Below are 1,270 nucleotides of genomic sequence, written 5' to 3'. Positions count from 1 at the left end.
CCATGAGGGCGTTCACCCACGACGGCAATACCGATGATACCGCGCTGTCCAAGCAGATATGCTGGCACTACGGCATACCGCACACCCTTCATAGATTGGGCGACCTGAACGGGTTTGTCAGCCGGGGTGATTTCTTGGAGGGTCTTGTACCGGGGCTGTCCTATCGTCCCATGACAGAATGCGTGGAGAGGGAGGCGCAGCGGGGCGGCGGGATACTGGCTGTCGGTCTATGCGGCAATGAGATATGGCGGGGGCGGCTGCACATACGCATCATGGAAGAATCCCTGCATCTGAGTCCGGCTGAAGCCCTAATCAAAGCCCTCTGCACTTCGATCTACTTTCCGACCTACCCGCCAGTGTATTCGGTGGACATTGGCCGCCTTATGCTGGAACGGACGCAGGAGAACCTACAGAACGCCCCACCTTACGCCTTAGACAGCCCTTACTGGCTGGCAGACTGGGTGATGTGGCAGAACGCCGTACCCAACTGGGCGGGAACGCTGGTGCGCTCTATGGGGCGGTACTTCAGGGTGTACCTTGCCATGCTTTCCAAAGACCTTGTGGAGACGATGTACGTCACACCGATGGATGTCCGGCGCAACGGGGAACACCAACGCCATATCATAGGCCACGCCAGCACTTTCCTGGGCAAGACACGGTATGACACGTCTCCGGGGGGGATAAGGGCGAAGAACGCCATTCTAGGGGCTTTCCGGCCTATTGTACGCAACCGCTTGACTGCTGCGGCCTTGAATCAGGCCAAGGTTCACGGGGTAGTGGAAGACAAGACGGCCAAGCTCTACCGGGAGATGCTGGACTTCGACAGCATGAGAACCAAGGCGGTGTTTGACAGACGAAGGCTGGAAGATTATGTGAAGTCCAATGTCAATCCACCTTGGGTTGAGAGGCTGGTGTCCCTTGAAATGTGGCTTAGGAGGGCGGGGATATGACCGAGAAGACCCTTGATGAACTGGCAACGGAAATCCACCAGACGGCGGTTGAGAAGGGATGGTGGAAGAAAAGCAGATCAGACCTTGAAGTAATCTGCCTGATGCACACCGAACTATCGGAGGCTGTCGAAGAATTGAGGATGGGCAATCCTGTGTACTGGTTGGATGAACCCCCCAACCAAAACGAAAAGCCTATACCATCGGGTTGGCTAGTAGAGCTTGCTGATTGTCTCATTCGTATGCTGGACTTCATAGCAGCGAAGGGGGCGCAGGATTCATTCTACGAGTGCTTGAGAGCCAAGATGGAATACAACAAGACC

The 1,270-nt window shown here is 55.7% G+C and carries 1 protein-coding gene and 1 pseudogene; both read left to right on the top strand.

The annotated features are described in order from the left end of the window. The coding region (locus HWQ67_RS18920) for a hypothetical protein (protein WP_218254247.1) at nucleotides 1-950 on the top strand (950 nt) is incomplete at its 5' end. Then, nucleotides 947-1,270, top strand: a pseudogene (locus tag HWQ67_RS18915) (hypothetical protein); the annotation flags it as partial. The gene HWQ67_RS18920 and the pseudogene HWQ67_RS18915, both read left to right, overlap by 4 nt.

Origin of the sequence: Candidatus Magnetobacterium casense, assembly GCF_019173545.1 — a bacterium.
GTDB lineage: Bacteria > Nitrospirota > Thermodesulfovibrionia > Thermodesulfovibrionales > Magnetobacteriaceae > Magnetobacterium > Magnetobacterium cryptolimnobacter.
Note: the sequence above shows the minus strand (reverse complement) of the source record. Positions and strands in the feature narration are given on the sequence as shown.